9 protein-coding genes are annotated in these 15212 nt (G+C 61.6%); 2 read left to right on the forward strand and 7 right to left on the reverse strand.

Going from position 1 to position 15212, the window contains the following annotated elements; all coding sequences use genetic code 11:
• Positions 1-8: 8 nt before the first annotated feature.
• The 4 genes from K0H47_RS10435 to K0H47_RS10450 are packed head-to-tail and all read right to left on the reverse strand — an operon-like array spanning position 9 to position 4280.
• On the reverse strand, positions 9-1235 hold the full coding sequence (locus tag K0H47_RS10435; RefSeq protein WP_219272522.1) for a phosphopentomutase: 1227 nt from the start codon (positions 1233-1235) through the stop codon (positions 9-11).
• A complete protein-coding gene (deoA, locus tag K0H47_RS10440; RefSeq protein WP_219272524.1) occupies positions 1232-2539 on the reverse strand; it encodes a thymidine phosphorylase in 1308 nt (435 codons plus the stop codon). Before deoA ends, K0H47_RS10435 begins: the two co-directional genes overlap by 4 nt.
• A gap of 10 nt (positions 2540-2549) precedes the next feature.
• Positions 2550-3815: a NupC/NupG family nucleoside CNT transporter gene (locus K0H47_RS10445; protein ID WP_219272526.1), complete on the reverse strand. Its 1266-nt coding sequence runs from the start codon at positions 3813-3815 to the stop codon at positions 2550-2552.
• A 54-nt stretch (positions 3816-3869) separates the two neighbouring features.
• Positions 3870-4280 (reverse strand): cytidine deaminase, encoded by a 411-nt coding sequence (locus K0H47_RS10450; protein ID WP_177069751.1) that lies wholly within the window; start codon positions 4278-4280, stop codon positions 3870-3872.
• A gap of 272 nt (positions 4281-4552) precedes the next feature.
• Here K0H47_RS10450 and K0H47_RS10455 point away from each other — a divergent pair, with 272 nt between their 5' ends.
• Both K0H47_RS10455 and K0H47_RS10460 read left to right on the forward strand, forming a co-directional pair.
• Positions 4553-5755: a M48 family metalloprotease gene (locus tag K0H47_RS10455; protein WP_093209963.1), complete on the forward strand. Its 1203-nt coding sequence runs from the start codon at positions 4553-4555 to the stop codon at positions 5753-5755.
• On the forward strand, positions 5743-11199 hold the full coding sequence (locus tag K0H47_RS10460) for a WGR domain-containing protein (RefSeq protein ID WP_219272528.1): 5457 nt from the start codon (positions 5743-5745) through the stop codon (positions 11197-11199). The genes K0H47_RS10455 and K0H47_RS10460 overlap by 13 nt, the downstream gene beginning before the upstream one ends.
• Here the strand turns inward: K0H47_RS10460 and K0H47_RS10465 are convergent.
• The 3 genes from K0H47_RS10465 to K0H47_RS10475 form a co-directional block, all read right to left on the reverse strand.
• Positions 11182-11784, reverse strand: coding sequence for a dTMP kinase (locus tag K0H47_RS10465; protein WP_063033965.1), 603 nt, complete (start codon positions 11782-11784; stop codon positions 11182-11184). The genes K0H47_RS10460 and K0H47_RS10465 overlap by 18 nt on opposite strands.
• 32 nt (positions 11785-11816) lie before the next feature.
• Positions 11817-13763 (reverse strand): PAS domain-containing sensor histidine kinase, encoded by a 1947-nt coding sequence (locus K0H47_RS10470; protein WP_219272530.1) that lies wholly within the window; start codon positions 13761-13763, stop codon positions 11817-11819.
• Between the two features lie 96 nt (positions 13764-13859).
• Complete coding sequence (locus K0H47_RS10475) at positions 13860-15194, reverse strand: LLM class flavin-dependent oxidoreductase (protein ID WP_219272532.1); 1335 nt, start codon at positions 15192-15194, stop codon at positions 13860-13862.
• Positions 15195-15212: the final 18 nt, after the last annotated feature.

The following is a 15212-nucleotide window of genomic DNA, read 5'->3' on the forward strand; positions in this document are numbered from 1 at the left end:
CGTGTTGGTCATGGGCTCCTTCTGAAAGAGGTCCCCCACTCCAACGGCCCCAACCCCAAATGCATCGCCACCGTCTGGCCAATATCAGCAAAGCTTTCACGCTCACCCAACCACCCCGCCGCCACGCCCGCACCATAAGCCAATACAGGCACATGCTCGCGGGTGTGATCGCTGCCCGGACGAGAAGGATCACAACCGTGGTCGGCGCTGATGACCAGCAACGTTTGCGGGTCCATCAACGCCAATAACTCCGGCAGCCTGCGGTCGAACGCTTCCAGCGCGGCCGCATACCCGGCCAGGTCCCGGCGGTGGCCGTAGAGCATGTCGAAGTCGACGAAATTGGCAAACACCAGGCTGTTGTCTGGCGCTTCCGTGTAAGCCTTGAGCGTGGCATCGAACAGCGCGTCGTTGCCGTCGGCCTTGTACAACCGACTGATGCCGCGGTGCGCGAAAATATCGCCGATCTTGCCCACCGCGTGCACGGTGCCGCCGGCGTCGCAGAGATGATCAAGCAATGTCGCCGAGGGCGGCGGCACGGTGTAGTCGCGGCGATTGCCGGTGCGGCGAAACTCACCCGCGTGTTCCCCGGTGAACGGACGGGCAATGACCCTGCCAACGGTGTATTCATCGCACAAGGTGCGCGCGATTTCACACACCCGGTACAACTCCTCGAGCCCGAAATGGCTTTCATGGGCAGCGATCTGCATCACGCTGTCGGCCGAGGTGTAGCAAATCGGCTGCTTGCTGCGGATGTGTGCCTCACCCAACTCGTCCAGCACCTCGGTACCCGAGGCATGGCAGTTGCCCAGGATGCCCGGCAAGCCTGCCCGTTCAATCAGGTCAGCCAGCAACTGTGGCGGAAAGGAGTTGACCGGCTTTTCGAAATAACCCCAGTCGAACAACACCGGCACGCCCATCATTTCCCAGTGCCCGGACGGTGTGTCTTTGCCAGACGATTGCTCCCGTGCGTGGCCGAAAGCACCGCTCGGTGCGGCGTCGCCCCAGTTGCCCGGCAACGGTCCGTCGCCACTGGCCGCCGCTGCAGCCCCCAATCCCAAGCGTCCCATATTCGGCAGGGACAACGGCCCCCGGCGCAACGGCCCATCGGCTTCGCCACGGGCGCACGCCTCGGCGATGTGGCGCAAGGTGTCGGCGCCTGAGTCACCAAAAAGGGCGGCGTCGGCACTGGCACCGATGCCCAACGAATCCAGCACCAACACGATGGCCTTGCTCATAGTATTTCCTGGATCAAATTGCGTTCGGCTAAACGCTCACCGCCTAATCGATAGGCTGCGCGCAAGGCGGATGCCCCCTGTTCGGCCTGCTCTGTATTGGGCGCGTGTACCCAGCCCAAGGGCCTTTGCGCGTTCACCTGTTCACCGACAAAGGCCAACTCGCTGAAGCCGACCGACAGGTCCAGCACATCGTCTGGATGGCTGCGCCCGCCGCCCAATGCCACCACCGCCAAGCCCACCGCCCGGGTGTCGATCTCGCTGACGCAGCCCTCCTCCTCGGCCCACACCGGTACCGACACGGCGGCCTTGGGTAAATGCGCATCGGGGTTGTGAGCAAAGCCCTGCGGGCCACCCAGGGCACTGACCATTTGCTCGAAGCGCTGCAAGGCTGCCCCGCTCTGCCAGGCCTGAAGCAATTGATCACGGGCTTGAGCCTCATCCCTCGCCAGGCCGGCCATCGTCAGTACCTCGGTAGCCAGGGCCAAGGTCACCGCCCACAGGCGTTCACTGCGCACCTCGCCCTTGAGCAGTGCTACGGCTTCGGCAACCTCCAGGGCATTGCCGGCACTGCGGGCCAGGGGCTGGTTCATATCGGTGATCAGGGCGCGGGTGTTGACCCCGGCACCGTTGGCCACGGCGACGATGCTGGCGGCCAGTTCGCGCGCCTGTTCGGGCTCGGCCATAAATGCACCGTTGCCGGTTTTTACATCCATGATCAATACGTCGAGGCCGGCGGCGAGTTTCTTGCCGAGGATCGATGCGGTGATCAGATCAATCGACTCGACCGACCCGGTCACATCGCGGATCACATATAAACGTTTGTCCGCGGGTGCAAGGTTGGCGGTCTGGCCGATGATGGCGCAACCGACTTCGGCCACCACCGTGCGCAAACGTTCAGGGCTGGGTTGGCAGTCGTAACCGGGGATGCTCTCGAGCTTGTCCAGCGTGCCGCCGGTGTGCCCCAGGCCACGCCCGGAAATCATCGGCACGTAACAGCCGCAGGCCGCCAGCAGAGGTGCCAGCAGCAAGCTGATCATGTCGCCGACGCCGCCGGTGGAATGCTTGTCCACGATCGGCCCCGGCAGATCCCAACTCAATACTTGGCCGGAGTCGCGCATCGCTTCGGTCAAGGCGATGCGCTCGGTCACATCCATACCCTTGATAAAAACCGCCATGGCGAACGCCGCGACCTGCCCATCGCTGAGGCTGCCGTCGGCAATGCCGGCGACAAACCGTTGAATGTCCATTGCGGCCAGGGCGTGCCCGTCGCGTTTACGGCGAATCACTTCTTGTGGCAACCACATACTGTGCTCCTTACAGCGAGATGAAAAAGCCGACAATCGCCGCACTCATCAGATTGGAAAGCGTGCCGCCGATCATGGCCCGCAGGCCCAGCCGCGCCAGTTCTTGGCGGCGTTGCGGGGCGATACCCGTCAGGCCGCCCAGCTGAATGGCAATCGAGGACAGATTGGCAAAGCCGCACAGGGCGAAAGTGACGATCACTTGGGTGTGGACCGACAACAGCGGCACGCCGGCTTCGGCGGCTTTGGACGGGGTCAGGTAGTTCGCCAGGTCGGCATAGGCGACGAACTCGTTGAGGACCAGTTTTTCACCGATAAAACCGCCGGCCATGACCGCCTCGTGCCACGGCACCCCGAGCAGAAAAGCGATGGGCGCCAGCACGTGCCCGAGCACCAGTTGCAGGGTCAACTGCGGGTAGCCAAACCAGTTGCCGGCCCAGCCCAGTAGCCCGTTGAACAGGGCGATCAGCGCGATAAACGCCAGCAGCATGGCACCGACGGACAGTGCCAGGCGCAAGCCAACTTGGGCTCCTTCGGCGGCGGCATCGATGATATTGGTGGGGCGATTCTCTGCCTGCCCCAGTTCCTCGATCACCTGTTCGGTGCGGGCTGATTCGGTTTCCGGCTCCATCAGCTTCGCCATCAACAGCGCACCGGGCGCCGACATGAAACACGCCGCGATCAGGTACTTGAGCTCCACCCCCAGCCCGGCGTAACCCAACAGCACCGAGCCGGCCACCGCCGCGAACCCGCCGACCATCACCGCGAATAACTCCGAGCGAGTCAGCTTGGCAATGAACGGCCGTACCACCAGCGGTACTTCCGACTGACCAATGAAAATCGCCGACGTCACCACCATCGACTCGATGCGGCTGGTGCCCAGCAACAGGCGCAGCGCACCGCCCACCAACCGGATGATCCAGCCCATAACGCCGATGTAATACAGCACCGAGATAAAGCTGCCGAAGAACACGATCATCGGCAATACCCGGATCGCGAATACAAACCCACCGCTGCCGAACACTTCAAACATGTGCGGCGAACTCAGGCCGCCAAACAGAAACTCGATGCCTTTGTTCGCGTAGAGCTGCAGCGAGGCCACCGCCCCCGATAGCGAGGCCAGCACCGTCTGGCCCCAAGGCACGTACAGCGCAAAAGCACCGATCAACACCTGGATCAGAAACGCTACCGAAACCGTGCGCCAGTTGATCGAGCGTCGCTGATGGGATAAAGCAATGGCAATGAGAATAAGGGTCGCTATTCCGACAAGACTGATCATGCAGGCGTCTCAACAATGGACCAAGCGGACGCAGGCCCGAAGGCCTGCCCAGGATTAGAAAGCGTCGAAGGCGCCCGGCAGCAATTGCGCCAGGGTCCAGATACGCGTGGCGGCAGGGTCACTGCCCTGGCAAATCACCACCGCATCCTTGGCCATCAACTCCAGCATCACCTGGCGGCAGGCACCGCAAGGGCTTATCAGTGAAACGTTGGGTGCATAAACAGCCATCGCCTTGAAACTGCCCGGCGCATGGCCCTGGCTGATGGCGCTGAACAACGCGCTACGCTCGGCACAATTGGTCAGCCCGTAAGAGATGTTCTCCACGTTGCAACCCTGTACCACCTCACCGTCGGCAGTCAGCAATGCTGCGCCGACCGGGAAATGGGAGTAAGGCGAGTACGTGCTCTCGGCGGCACGCTTTGCCTGTTCCATCAAATGTTCTTCACTTGTCATGCACAGGGTCATCCCATCTTGTTGCGAGCACGGCCAGGGAGGTCGTGACGCTCTTGTGGTGTTATTTAAATAACAATAGATGTGAATATTCAATCTTTTTCTGCGCGTATGCACAAAGGTCCCGCCGTTAACGGCTTGAACACGCCAGCGCACACGGGGCTGTGTACTTTCACAAGTAATTTCCCCAACCCCTAGGTATGCTCCGCGTTTATTGCCTATCACTGATACCGGGATGCCAGCCCAGGCGCAGCTTATGGAGCCGTATCCTCAAGGACGTTTGAACGATGAGTACCCCCGCGCTGGACATCAGCAGCCTGACGCCACTGCCTTACCACCAACAGGTGGTCGAGTACCTGAAAACCAGTGAACCTGCCGTGTGGAGCTGGGCCTCGTCCCTGGGTGTTCAGCAGGAACATGCCCAGGACGTACGCGCGCAATTGCTGCGAGACACCTATCGCCTGAGCCCCGAGACTCACCCGCAGGCCTATCAGGCTTGCGAGACGGCGTTGCAGTGCTTGCAGATCCAGGCACCCGCCACGCTCTACCAGGCCGGCGACGGCGTGATGAATGCGAGCCTGTATTACCTGGCCGGTGAGGTGCATGTGGTGTTCTACGGGCCGATTCTTGAACGGCTCGACGCCCAGGAGTTGCTGGCGTTGCTGGGGCATGAGCTGGCCCATTACCGTTTGTGGTCGGAGCACGATGGGGACTATCTCACCGCCGACCGCATTCTGAATCACGCGATGGCTGACGTGTATACGCCAGCCAGTCTGGAACAGACCGCACGTTTATATAGCCTGCACACCGAAATCTACGCCGACCGCGGTGCGGCCCTGGTGGCGAGTGGGCCGGAAGCGTCCATTACCTCGCTGGTGAAGATTCACACCGGGATTGTCAGCGTCGATGCGGCCAGCTATCTGCAGCAGGCCCGTGAACTGGATGGCAAGGATGCACAGCTGTCTCAGGGCGTATCGCATCCGGAGGCGTTTCTGCGTTCCCAGGCAGTAGACAGCTGGTGGCAGCAGCTCCCGGAGACGGACGCCTGGCTGCACCGCCGATTGCGCGGGCCGTTGTCGCTCAGTCGCCTGGATGTGACCGACCAGGTGGAGCTGACCGCCCTCACCCGCGGCTTTATCGCCAGCTTTATCAGTGCACCGGTGTTGCAGTCGGACGCTGTGCTCAATCAGGTGCGGGGGTTCTTTCCCGACTGGAAAGACAATGAAACGCCCCTGGACCTTGGCACGCTGAATGCCGAACGTATCGACGCGAGCATCCACGAATACCTGCACTTCATCATGCTCGACTTGAGCCTGGTGGACCGTGACCTGCGCGACGAAGCATTGCTGCATGCCGCGCGCACCGCGAAGAAACTCGGCAGCGCCGACGACTTTATCAGCGTGCTAAAACGCGATATCAAATTACCCAAACGTGAGCTCGACCCGATCGCTCGCGCGCTCAAAGCGGAGGTCGACACATGGACCCAATAACCCAACCCGTCACCTTCACTCAATTGCTGCAGAGCCACGATGGCGCTGCCGTGCCTATCGATGATGTGGTGTTCCTGGCGTTGCCGCTGCTGCGCCAGGTGGCGCAACTGCATGATCAGGGGCGTGTCGCCCAGCTCAGTTATCTCGACGTGCTGCAAGGGCCGGAGCGCACCCTGCAACTGCGTAACCCCGAAGGTGTACCGCCGCGTCTGGCGCTGGAAGCGATCAAGCAAGTGCAGCCCAATCCGGAGTCGGCGCTGAATATCGTCGGCACGGTACGCCTGACCCGGGATTCGGAAAGTGGCGTGGCCATTACCGACCTGCACGTGCAGGAAGACCCGCACCAGGCCATCGACCACCCGGTGTTCCTCACGGACTTGCACAGCTGGGAGCATCGTCTCGGGCATCACGACGAAATCACCGATATTTTCCAACTCGGGCAGTTGCTCGCGTGCCTGGCCTGCGGGTCGGACTTTGCCGATATCAACGACGTAAAGACCTTTGCCCGGCACCGGCGCAACCTGTTTCAGCTCAACGGCCGGCTTAACCCGGTGTTGGCCAACCTGATCGTTGAGATGACCGAACTCAACCGGCATGAGCGCGCCACCGATGTCAGTTCCCTGGCCCGGCGCCTGGAGTCCTGGCGCGAGCAGCCGGCCAGCCTGGATGTCGAGCGTGTGCTGGCCCAGGCCGAAGGCCCGGCGTCGCGGCGCACCGTGGTGCTGGAGCACCTGCGCAACCGGCTGTTCGACCTGTCGCGGCGCAATCGCCTGCTGCACTTCCGGCCGACCCAGGCCAACGTCAACCTGACCGTGGCCAGCGTGCCGCTGGTGATGCGGATCGAAAGCATCCGACCTGAATCGCTGTGCACCTGGCAGCCTACCTTCGGTGGTTTCTCCGAGCAGGTGTTGAGCGGCAAGCCGGTTGGCCTGCAGCAATGGCTGCGGTTTGAAGACCAGACCTGGCTGCAGGCGTCCCTGGAACGCATCATCCAGGAAACCCGCCGCGATCGTGCCGAGTTCGGCTTCAGCAACCTGCGCCTGGTGGTCGCGTTCATGCGCTGGCACAACCTCAAGGACACGCCGGAAGAACGCATCGTCACCCCGCTGCTGTGGCTGCCGGTGGAGCTGAGCCGCAAAAAAGGTGTGCGCGACCAGTTCATGTTGCAGTGCGATGAGACCGAGGCCGAATTCAACCCGGTACTGCGTCATCAGTTGCGCCAGCTCTACGATATCCAGTTGCCGGAAACCGTCGACCTGCAAAAAACCTCGCTTGAAGTAATCCACGCGGATATTGCGCGCCAGATCAAGCTGACCGAGCCCGGCGTGGAGTTGCGCCTGCAAAGCAAAGCGCAAATCGAACTGATCCACCAGAAGGCAGTGCAGCACCTGCAGCACTTCCAGCGGCGCCGCGCCCGTCAGCGCTCGGCCATGCCGTTGGTAAAGCCGGATTTCAGCTACGACCGCGAAGACTACCGCCCGTTGGGCCTGCAACTGTTCCAGCAAAAAGTCCTGCCCAGCGTGTTGCCGCTGCGCATGGCGGTCGGTGGCAAACCTTCGCTGCGCGACCAGCATCCACAAATGGTCGCCCGCAGCACTGAAAACAGTACCTACGCTTTGCCCGAGAATCAGGGGCATCGCTACGCCTGGGACATCGACCTGACCCAGGTGACCCTGGCCAACTTCAACTACCGCAAAATGTCGCTGGTGCGTGATTACGCGCAGTTGATCGACGAGCCGGCGCAGAACGAAGCGTTTGACCGGATGTTCTCCATTGAGCCCCGGGAGGTGGAAGTCCAGGCACCGGACCCGATCCCGCTGCCGGAACAATGGAACGTGGTGGCCGGCGATGCGACGCAGAATGCCGCCGTCAGCCTGGCCCGTACCGGGCGCAATTTCATCATTCAGGGGCCGCCGGGTACCGGCAAGTCCCAGACCATCACCAACCTGATCGCCGACTATGCCGGTCGCGGCCTGCGGGTGCTGTTCGTGTGCGAAAAGCGCGCGGCACTGGATGTGGTGTTCCATCGCCTGCAACAGAGTGAACTGGGTGAGTTGTGCTGCCTGATTCACGACTCCCAGACCGACAAAAAGGCCTTCGTGGGCAACTTGCGCGAATGCTATGAGCGCTGGATAGCCGGCGATGCCCAGTCGTCGCAGTTGCAAGCCCGACGCAGCGCCACACTGGCCACCCTGGGCCAACAGCTGGGTCTGATCGAGCGCTTTGAACAGGCCATGACCGAGGTGCCGGAAACGCTGGCCTGCTCGGTGCGCGAACTGGTGCGGCATCTGATCGACCTGCCGCCTGTGGCTGCCAAGCTGCCGCCCGAAGTCCTGGAACGCTTGCCCGAATGGCGTCATTGGCAGGCGCAAAGTGAACTGACTGGCCGCCTGTATCAGGCGATCAATGAGCGCTTCGGCCTCGACAGTTTTGCGCGTCACCCTTTCAGCCATCTGGCCTCAAGCCTCATTACCCACGAACATGCCTATGGCCAGCTTAAGGCGTTCCTGGATGAAGCCGGTGGGCTGATGGACAGCGTCGAGCCGTTTCTGGAGTCATCCTCCAGCCTGCTGTCCAGTAACACGCGTCTCGCGGATGCGCGGGTGCTGACCCAGGCAGCCGAGCAATTGACCGGCGCCAACCTGGCATCGCACCTCGACCTGCTGGAACCAGGCTCACCCGGTTCCCAGGCGTTGCAGGCCGAACAAGCCGCGCTGCAAACGCTGACCGTGCAACAACACAACGCCGCTGAAACCACCCGCCATTGGCGCGACAAACTCGCGCCCCAGGACACCCAGGCCGCACAGGATCTGGTGCAGCGCCTGGAAGGCTCGTTGCTGCGTTGGCTGCAACCGGCCTGGTGGCGGCTGCGCGGCGAGTTGCAACGGCGCTACGACTTCAGCCAGCACGCGGTGCGCCCCAGCTACCGCAGCGTGCTCGATAACCTGGCCGGCGAACACCGCGCCACCGCCGAGTTGCAGGCCGAGCAGCAGCGCCTGCAAAGTCACTACGGCATCCAGGACATCGACCAGTTCGTGCAAAACCTGCAAGCCCTGCTCCAGCAACTGAGCACATCACCGTTATTGCGCCAGTGGGTCGAAGGCCTGCGCGGTAACCCGAACCCCCTGCCGGGTGTACGCCAGGAAGCCAGCCTGCGCCAGCCGGTTGCACGCCTGGCCGAGCTGGTTGCCCAGCACTGCGTGTTTGAACCGGCACCGAGCCTGGGCGAGTTGGCCGAATACTTGCGCGACCTGCGTGAAGAACTCGACGAACTGCCCGACACCCTGCCCCTGCTCAATGAGCTGCACCAGGCCGACCCCGTCTGCCTGTTGGCCGTGCAACAGCACGCCTTGGCGCAAAAGGCGCTGGATGGGTTGATTGCCCAGGAAAACCTGACCCGCCTGTATCGTGCTAACCCGCAACTGGCACGCTTCGATGGCCCGGCCTTGAGCCTGGCGGCGCGGCAGGTCAGCCAGGCTGAAAGCAGCCTGCTCAAACACAACGCCCATGTGCTCAGCGCCACCCTGCACCAGCGTTTCCTGGAACACGTGAAGCAATCGGCGATGTCGGTGACCCAGCTGGACGCCCAGGCCCGTGAGTTCAAGAAAGCCTACGCCAAGGGCCGCCGTGAACTGGAACATGAGCTGGGCAAGACCATGCGTTATCGCTCCATCCGCGAAATGGCGAGTGGTGACAGTGGCCGCGTGATCAACGACCTCAAGCCTATCTGGCTGATGAGCCCGCTGTCGGTGTCCGACACGCTGCCGCTGACCCCGGACCTGTTCGACGTGGTGATTTTCGACGAAGCCAGCCAGATCCCCAGCGAAGAAGCCGTGCCGGCCTTGAGTCGTGCGCAGCAGGTGATCGTGGTGGGTGACGAGATGCAATTGCCACCCACCAACTTCTTCTCCAGCGCCGGCGAACAGGACGATAACGAACTGATTGCCATGGAGGACGGCGAGCAGATCGCAATCAACCTCGACGCCGACAGCCTGCTGAGCCAGGCCGCGCGTAATTTGCCGGCAACCCTGTTGGCCTGGCACTACCGCAGCCGCCATGAAGCGTTGATCAGCTTCTCCAACGCGGCGTTCTATGAAGGCCGGTTGATCACCATTCCCGACCGGCGTATCGAGCGCCCGGCCCCGGCCCAAGCGGCCCTGGACTCCATGGATGCCCAAGCGGTGATTCAGGGCGCCGATACGCTGCTCGACAGCCCGATCAGCTTTCTGAAGATGAGCGATGGCGTCTACCTGAGTCGCAGCAACCTGGCCGAAGCACGCTACATCGCCAACCTGGTGCGTGAACTGCTGCAGCGCGAGACCGGCCTGAGCCTGGGCATCGTGGCCTTCTCTGAAGCCCAGCAAGGAGCCATCGAGCAGGCCTTGGAGGACTTGGCCGCCAGTGACTCGGCCTTTGCCACGCGCCTTGAGCAAGAGTATGTGCGTGAAGACGCCGGGCAGTTCAACGGCCTGTTCGTCAAGAACCTGGAGAACGTCCAGGGGGATGAACGCGACGTGATCATCCTGAGCATCTGCTACGCACCAGGACCGAACGGCAAGATGCTGATGAACTTCGGCCCGATCAACCAGCGCGGCGGGGAAAAACGCCTGAACGTGATCTTCAGCCGTGCGCGCAAGCGCATGGCGATCGTCTCCAGCATCGAAGCGGATGCCATCACCAACACCCACAACGACGGTGCCGCAGCATTGCGCGGGTTCCTGCAATTCGCCCAGGCCAGCGCCAACGGCGACGCGCCGCGATCCCAGGGCATCCTTGCCAACCTCAATCCAGGCGCCAAGCAATCCTTTGCGGTCAGCCTGCCCAAGGACAGCCTGCGCAGCGCCCTCGCCGCCGCGTTACGCAAACGCGGGCATACGGTGCAGGAATACGTCGGTCGTTCGCAGTTCCGCTGCGACCTGGCGATCAGTGACGCCAGCGGTGAACACTTCAGCCTCGGCGTGTTGCTGGACGGCGATACGGCGGCCGCGACTGACGTGCGTGAGCGTTATATCTTCCGCCCGACCGTGCTGCGCAGTTTCGGCTGGAAGATTATCGACGTGCTCAGCCATGACTGGCTGCGGGCCCCGGAAGAGGTGCTGAGTCAGATTGAAGCGCTGCTACGGGGTGAAGAGGCGCCTGCGCTGCCAGAACCTGAACAGCCAGTGGAACCGGAAACCGTTGAGGTCGAGGCTCCGTCAACCCCGGAAGCACAGCCCCCGATGCGTGAGTTCACCTTTGGTGAAGGCAACTCCAACAAGTTCTGGCGTATCGGTGTCACGGAGGCGGACGTGGTGGTGAACTTCGGTCGCATCGGCACCAAGGGCCAGACCCTGATCAAGTCCCTCGACAGCCCCGAACGCGCCGTGCGCGAAGCGGAAAAGCTGATCGCGGAGAAACTGCGCAAAGGCTATCAAGAGCAGGCGGGGTCAATCACACAGGGATAATTCAAGGACGTTATAAATCTCGGAAATGACCTGCTGTGTCGCGCCGTCAATGGTTCCTTCATTACGGCACAACACCCAGCCGTGATCCGCAACCGCTCGCTCGAACGCCTGGGTACAGGCGATGTGTTCTTCCAGCCTGTGGATCACGGTGCTGCTCAGCCCGCGCCGGCGTGCAGCGGCCCTTGCCCATGAAATATCAGGGTCGGTGACCACCCCGACATGCAGGTCCGGCACTTGCACGTTTCGATCAACGTTCAATTGCAGGATGTCTACCAGCGGGACGCCACGGCGAAACGCGGCATCCGACGGGTACCAGCGGTCAATCAAGACAATGCTGCCAGCAGGCTGTTGAGTCAGCACGTGCCGGGAAATCCAGGCACGGCTATCGGCGAAGCGCTTACACACCTCCCACTCCAACTCGCGGCTGGGCGTTCTGGCGAGTTGGTTAACCAGGACCATTGTTTCACTTCGGTAGGGATCGCTTTTTCTCTCGCACAGCCGGATCACCTTTTTGTTGTCCGCCCTCAGTGCTTTGGTAACGGCTTCCAGCAGCGTGGTTTTACCAGTGCCTTTGGGCCCGTCCATGGAAACAAAGAGTGGACGGTCAGCCGCTTGGCTCAACACGGCTTTTCGATCCGGGTGCGCAGGGTTTCGGCGATCACTTTCGCCAATGCCGATTGATCAAATGGCTTGGGCAAGCGCGTCAGTGTGGTTTTGAGGTCCAGGGATATCTCTGCAAATCCAGACGAAAGAATGATGGGAAGCTTGGGGTACAGCGCCTCGATGTTGCCGGCCAGCTCAATCCCCGTCATATCCGGCATTGCCATGTCCGTAATGACCAAGTCAAAGCGCGTGCCTTGCGCCAGGAACGCCAACGCAGCGTGCCCGTCTGCCGCCGCCACAACATGATGGCCCAGATCTTCAAGCATGGCTCCCGTGCTGATCAGCACCAGCGGGTCGTCGTCTACCAGCAGAATCTCGAGGCTTTGCTGATGGGAGGCAGCTGGCGTGTTTGCAGTGGATGCCACCGCCGCAGACTGCGTGGTATCCATCACCGCCACCGGTAACCAAAGTTCTGCGGTTGTGCCCTCTCCTTCCTTGCTCTTCAGCACAAAGTGGCCCTGTGACTGTGCTGCCAGGCCATGAACCATCGAAAGGCCGAGCCCCGTGCCTTTTCCCGCGCCCTTGGTGGTAAAGAACGGCTCCATGGCTCGCTGCAAGGTCGCGTCATTCATTCCGGGGCCGGTGTCGATGACAGCGATGCAAATCAGCCTTTCCGAGTCATCCGGCCTGCCGGGAAACGAATCCTCCTTCGCCGAAATCAGAATCCTGCCCCGGCCTTCCATGGCGTCCCGGGCGTTGATCACCAGGTTCATGACGGCCATTTCCAGTTGGCTCATGTCGACCAGCACAGGCCGCAGGACCAGTGGGAACTGGGTGTCGACGCTGATGCCTGCGCCTAACATGCGGGACAGCAGGTCTGACATGTTTCTGATCAGATCCCCCACATCCACTGGCTGCGGATCAAGCTCCTGGCGACGGGCAAAGGCCAGCATCCGCTGAGTCAGCGTCGCACCGCGCTGGGCGCCGGCGATGGCATTATTCAGTAATGAGTAGGTTCTGGAGTCCTGAGGGACACGCTTCTTGGCGAGTTCGAGGCTCCCCAGAATCACCATGAGGAGGTTGTTGAAGTCATGGGCGATACCGCCGGTGAGCTGCCCCAGAGACTCCATTTTCTGGGCCTGGAATAACGCCTCCCGGGTTTCCTTGATCTCCTGTTGAGCCTGAACGCTCTCGGTAACGTCCCGGGTGATTTTCGCGAAACCCACGAGCTCGCCCTGCTCATTCTTTATCGGATCGATAACGACATGGGCCAGGAACCCGGTGCCGTCTTTGCGCAGGCGCCAACCCTGCCCTTCATACCGACCTTCCCGGATAACCGTTTCAAGGGCGCGCTGCGGGACCTTGTTGTCTGCATCCTCACGCTGGAAAAACAGGGAGTAGTGTTTACCGATGACTTCTGCCGGTTCATATCCCTTGATGCGCTGGGCACCGGCGTTCCAGGTGGTGATCACGCCGTTGGGGTCGAGCATATAGAGCGCGTAGTCGGTAACGCCTTGCACCAGCAGGCTGAATTGCTGCTCGCTCTGACGCAGGGCCTGCTCCGCAGCCTTGCGCTCGGTCAGGTCCCGTGTGACTTTGGCGAAGCCAATCAGCGTGCCATCGTCGGCGCGTATCGGGTCGATAATGACCAGCGCCCACAGACGCGTGCCATCTTTCCTGATGCGCCAGCCTTCGCCCTCGAAGCGGCCTGACTGTTCGGCGCTTTTGAGCGCTCGGGCGGGCAAGTCCGAGGCCAGATCTTCCGGGGTGTAAAACAGCGAAAAATGCCTGCCCAGCACGTCACTCTGTTCGTACTGCTTGATCTTCTTCGCCCCCGAGTTCCAGCTACGAATCAACCCGTTCGTATCCAGCATGTAGATGGCGTAGTCGACTACTGCGTCGACGAGCAGTCGATACCGGTCGTCCTGATTGAACGACCCTTGTGCGGGTTGGGATGGCATCAGGAAAGTCTCGGGACAAATGAGTGGCTTGAACCCTCAGTATGTCTAAAAAATTCCGCTGCCAACCAGTTTATTCATCTGAACGCCCTTTTTGAGTCAAACACCGCCGTTGCGAGCAAAGCGCGGAATCTGCAACCCCAGGCTTTCCCGCAGCGTCGTTCCTTCATACGCCGTGCGATACACGCCACGCGCCTGCAACAACGGGATGACCTCCTGGGTGAATCGGTTGAACTGCTCCGGATGGCCGATGTAGATGTTAAAACCATCCACCGCACGGGCTTCAAACCAGTCAGCCATTTTCCCCGCGACGGTCTCCGCCGACCCGACAAACGCCCCCGGGCGCAACTGGCGCCCAAACTCCACCGCCTGGCGCAACGTAAAGCCTTTGTCCCGGGCCTGGTCAGCAATCCGTTTGGCCGCCGTGAAAAAACTGCTGCGGGCAGCCTCCAGGCTTTCCTGCGGAAACGGAGCATCCAGGTCGTACTGGCTGAAATCATGCCAGCCGAAATTGCGCCCGAACTCCTTCAGCGCCAGCTCAAAACTGTGATCGGCCTGATGGTAGTGCTGTTCGATTTCACGGGCATGCTCATCAGTGTCGCCCACGTAAATCTCGGCGCCGGGCATCACCAGCAATTGCTCCGGATCACGGCCATGTTGCACCGCCCTGCCCTTGATATCCCGGTAGAACGCCTGGCCCTGCTCGATGCTGGCCGCGTGGGTGAAGATCACATCGGCGGTGGCGGCGCCGAGGTCGCGGCCTTGTTCCGAATCGCCGGCCTGGAAGATCACCGGTTGGCCTTGGGATGAGCGCTGGATATTCAGCGGCCCGACCACTGAAAAGTGCTCGCCTTTGTGGTTCAGGCTATGGAGTTTGCTCGGGTCGAGAAATTGGCCGGTGGCCCGGTCACGCACGAAAGCCTCTTCCTCATAGGAGTTCCACAGCCCCTGCACCACCTGGACGTGTTCGGCTGCCCGGCCATAGCGGGTGTCGTAGTCATAATGTTCGTCGCGACTGTAGTTGCCGGCGGTACCGGCGTCGCCACTGGTGACCACATTCCAGCCAGCGCGGCCTTTGCTGATCAGGTCGAGTGAGGCCAGGCGCCGCGCAACGTTATAGGGCGAGTTGTAAGAGGTGGTCAGCGTGCCGACCAAGCCCAGATGCCGGGTGCTCACGGCCAGTGCCGACAACAATGTCAGCGGCTCCAGCCGATTCAGGTAGTGGGATGGCGAGCCCGGGGTGATGAACTGGCTGTCGACGATAAATATCAAGTCGAACAACGCTGCCTCGGCCTGGCGTGCGATGTCGATGTACCAGTCGACGTTGACGCTGGCATCGGCCGGCAGTTGAGGGTCGAGCCATAGATTGTGGCGGCCGGGCCCGCCGCAGCCCATGGTCAGGGCGCCCAGTTTGAGCTGTCTTTTTTGGGTCATGTCTGACGTATTCCTTGA

The organism is Pseudomonas sp. Xaverov 83, from assembly GCF_019352905.1.
Classification (GTDB): domain Bacteria; phylum Pseudomonadota; class Gammaproteobacteria; order Pseudomonadales; family Pseudomonadaceae; genus Aquipseudomonas; species Aquipseudomonas yamanorum.

What these genes read in the sequence shown, in the direction of transcription:
- deoA (WP_219272524.1), bottom strand. Translation starts at nt 2,539, where the DNA reads ATGTGGTTGCCACAAGAAGTGATTCGCCGTAAACGCGACGGGCACGCC.
- K0H47_RS10435 (WP_219272522.1), bottom strand. Translation starts at nt 1,235, where the DNA reads ATGAGCAAGGCCATCGTGTTGGTGCTGGATTCGTTGGGCATCGGTGCC.
- K0H47_RS10455 (WP_093209963.1), top strand. Translation starts at nt 4,553, where the DNA reads ATGAGTACCCCCGCGCTGGACATCAGCAGCCTGACGCCACTGCCTTAC.
- K0H47_RS10470 (WP_219272530.1), bottom strand. Translation starts at nt 13,763, where the DNA reads ATGCCATCCCAACCCGCACAAGGGTCGTTCAATCAGGACGACCGGTAT.
- K0H47_RS10450 (WP_177069751.1), bottom strand. Translation starts at nt 4,280, where the DNA reads ATGACCCTGTGCATGACAAGTGAAGAACATTTGATGGAACAGGCAAAG.
- K0H47_RS10465 (WP_063033965.1), bottom strand. Translation starts at nt 11,784, where the DNA reads ATGGACGGGCCCAAAGGCACTGGTAAAACCACGCTGCTGGAAGCCGTT.
- K0H47_RS10460 (WP_219272528.1), top strand. Translation starts at nt 5,743, where the DNA reads ATGGACCCAATAACCCAACCCGTCACCTTCACTCAATTGCTGCAGAGC.
- K0H47_RS10475 (WP_219272532.1), bottom strand. Translation starts at nt 15,194, where the DNA reads ATGACCCAAAAAAGACAGCTCAAACTGGGCGCCCTGACCATGGGCTGC.
- K0H47_RS10445 (WP_219272526.1), bottom strand. Translation starts at nt 3,815, where the DNA reads ATGATCAGTCTTGTCGGAATAGCGACCCTTATTCTCATTGCCATTGCT.